Raw genomic sequence first — 3114 nt, 5'->3', positions numbered from 1 at the left:
TGTAAGTCATTATCGAATAACTGCGATTCGGGCTGATATCATCTTCGGTTTATGCCTCATATACATGTGAAAAAAGTCAGTCTTTTTTGTTTATTAATTGATTTAGATGTTAATCATTGATCACATTTCATCATTTTTTTTGTTGCACTTTATTTAAAACTCACTTACGTTAAACAAATGTTTGGTATGCAAACATTTGTTTGCTAAATGGATAGTGAGATCACTCATATGACGGAACGCGAGTTAGAAATCTTAGCATTACTCAAGCAAGACCCCTTAATGCCGCAACAAGATATGGCCGATAAATTAAGCATGAGCCGATCCGCTGTCGCCGGACATATTATGAATCTAACCAACAAAGGCATCATTCGCGGTAAAGGTTATATTTTGGCCGAAGCGCCTTATGTCGTTGTGATCGGTGGAGCCAATATGGACATACTAGGCCGACCAGCAGGTTCGCTTAGGGTGGGTGATTCGAATCCCGGCAGCGTCAGCTGTTCACCAGGCGGTGTAGGACGCAATATTGCCGAAAACTTAGCGCGATTAGGCACTGATACTCGCTTGACTACTGCGGTAGGAAAAGATACTTACGGCCAAGAAATTATCGAACATTGTCAGCGGGCTGGCATCGATATGAAGCACACTTTGCAATTGCCTGATAGCGTAACCTCAACCTACTTGTCGGTGTTAGATGGCGAAAGCGATATGCACGTGGCCATTAATGATATGGCGATTTTAGAACGCCTTAGTGTTGATGTGCTCAAGTCTCAGCAAGCTATGCTGCAACGAGCCAATGTGATTGTTGTAGATGCTAATTTATCGCAAACCTCATTAGCTTACATTCTAAGTAATTACGCAGATATTCCATTGTTCGTCGATCCCGTTTCTTGTGCTAAGGCAATTAAATTAAAGCCCTATCTTAGTGCCATTCATACCCTAAAACCCAACCTTAAAGAAGCCGAACAACTCTCAGGGATCACAATTACAGATCACGACCAACTGCCCGAGTTAGCCAATTGGTTTCATGCTCAAGGGGTAGAACGGATCTTTCTAAGCCTCGGCGTTGATGGCGTATTCTTCAGCGATAAGCAGGAACAAGCCCTGCTCCCCGCAATTCCCGTTTCTATGGTTAATGCCAATGGCGCTGGCGATGCTTTTTTAGCTGGTCTAGCCCATGGTTTTATTCAAGATTGGTCAACTCGAAAATCGACCGAGTTTGCCATGGCCGCCGCGGTAGTGGCCTTATCCGATATCGCAACGATTAATCCCAATATGTCTGAAATATCAGTCAATCGAGTTATCAAGGAGTCATTATGTTAAGCCAGTACCTAGATATCAACCCTGAAGTCAAAGCAGCATTGGATGCCAAGCGACCTGTAGTGGCATTAGAATCAACTATTATTTCTCATGGTATGCCTTATCCGCAAAATGTAGAGACAGCGCTTAAGGTTGAACAAATAATTCGTGATAATGGTGCAATACCGGCAACCATCGCAATCCTCAATGGGCGACTCAAAGTGGGGATGACCCATGAAGAGATTGAGTATTTAGGTAAGGCTGGTCAAGCAGTAATTAAAACTAGCCGTCGTGACATTCCTTTTATTGTGGCACAAAAAGCGGATGGCGCGACGACTGTAGCATCGACAATGATTTTGGCCGCGATGGCTGGTATTAAAGTGTTTGCAACTGGTGGCATCGGTGGTGTGCATCGTGGGGCACAACAAACATTTGATATCTCAGCCGACTTGCAAGAATTAGCTAATACTGACGTAGCAGTGGTCTGTGCTGGAGCCAAATCAATTTTGGATATTGGTTTAACGTTAGAATACTTAGAAACCCAAGGTGTGCCTGTTATCGGTTATCAAACCGATATGCTACCTGCCTTTTACACCCGCGAAAGCGATTTTCATGTTGACTATCGTCTCGATGAACCTAAGCAAATCGCTGCTGCGATGACGGCTAAGTGGCAAATGGGATTAAAAGGCGGCATGGTTATTGCTAATCCAATCCCTGAACAATATGCACTAGATAAAACAATGATCGATCAGGTGATTAAAGATGCGGTAGCCGAGATGAATGAAAAAGGTATCTCGGGTAAAGCCTCAACCCCTTTCTTATTGTCAAAAGTAGCAGAAAAAACGGCAGGGAGCAGCTTAGTGGCCAATATCGAGTTGGTATTTAATAATGCCAAACTAGCCTCAAAAATTGCCTGCGAGTTCTGCCAATAATCATTGTTAGCTGACTAGTAACAATAAAAGAGTTCATAATGTACTCATGCCGATCACTTAAGTTGATCGGCAACTTTATTTCTGACATAACCTCATTATATATTCATAGTATTGAGTTTAATGTTGATGAAAATAAATCTAGCCCCTTCATTGTGCAGTAAGACTAGTCTTATGATATCTCAGTTCATTCTAAGCAGTATCCAGACTGAATCATGAATTCGGTACTAACAACCTTACCTGGTGCTTGGTAGTGCCCCAGTATACATCACCATTATTAACCCTAAGGTTACTTCATAGGCTGAACCTTAAGTATTCCAGCACTCGACTGGCAACAATAAGACGCTGTATTTAAAGGATTTAACTCCAGAGTCGCGGCTCCACGATGCGTTAAAAAGCGATAACAAGCCTAACCGCTAGAATCTAGTTCGCTTGATATCGCTTTTAATCTCTTTCATCGCTTGTTATCTATTATTCGCCTGCTACCGCTTGTTATCGTCTGTTACCGCTCGATATCGCCTGCTATCGCTTGTTATCTATTTCCTCGCTCGCTATCGTTTGTTACCGCTTGTTATCGCTTATTCGCCTGCTACCGCTTGCTATCGTCTGTTACCGCTCTATATCGCTTGTTACCGCTTGTTACCGCTTGTTACCGCTTGCTATCTATTTCCTCGATCGCTACCGCTTATTCTGTCTGTTACCGCTTGTTATCTATTTTCTCAGCAGCGAAGCTGTCCTTAGCAGGACGCAGTCCGCCCTAGAAGCGCAGCGCACTATCTGCGTAGCGGCCTAGATCCTAGCAAAATCTCACAACCACTGCTAAGTTAACTAACCGTACTTAATACAATTCTCGTTAAATACAATTAAAGGACTAACATGCAAATCATCC

2 protein-coding genes are annotated in these 3114 nt (G+C 43.0%); both read left to right on the top strand.

Annotated features, from left to right (window positions below):
• Positions 1-207: 207 nt before the first annotated feature.
• A complete protein-coding gene (locus tag CXF78_RS18310) occupies positions 208-1320 on the top strand; it encodes a PfkB family carbohydrate kinase (RefSeq protein WP_235585873.1) in 1113 nt (370 codons plus the stop codon).
• A complete protein-coding gene (locus CXF78_RS18305; protein WP_102037560.1) occupies positions 1314-2228 on the top strand; it encodes a pseudouridine-5'-phosphate glycosidase in 915 nt (304 codons plus the stop codon). The genes CXF78_RS18310 and CXF78_RS18305 overlap by 7 nt, the downstream gene beginning before the upstream one ends.
• The last annotated feature ends 886 nt before the right edge of the window (positions 2229-3114 follow it).

Origin of the sequence: Shewanella sp. 11B5, assembly GCF_002836795.1 — a bacterium.
Lineage (GTDB): Bacteria > Pseudomonadota > Gammaproteobacteria > Enterobacterales > Shewanellaceae > Shewanella > Shewanella frigidimarina.
Note: the sequence above shows the minus strand (reverse complement) of the source record. Positions and strands in the feature narration are given on the sequence as shown.

Excerpts from the sequence above, each read along its gene's own strand:
- CXF78_RS18310 (WP_235585873.1), top strand. The coding sequence starts at position 208 with ATGGATAGTGAGATCACTCATATGACGGAACGCGAGTTAGAAATCTTA.
- CXF78_RS18305 (WP_102037560.1), top strand. The coding sequence starts at position 1,314 with ATGTTAAGCCAGTACCTAGATATCAACCCTGAAGTCAAAGCAGCATTG.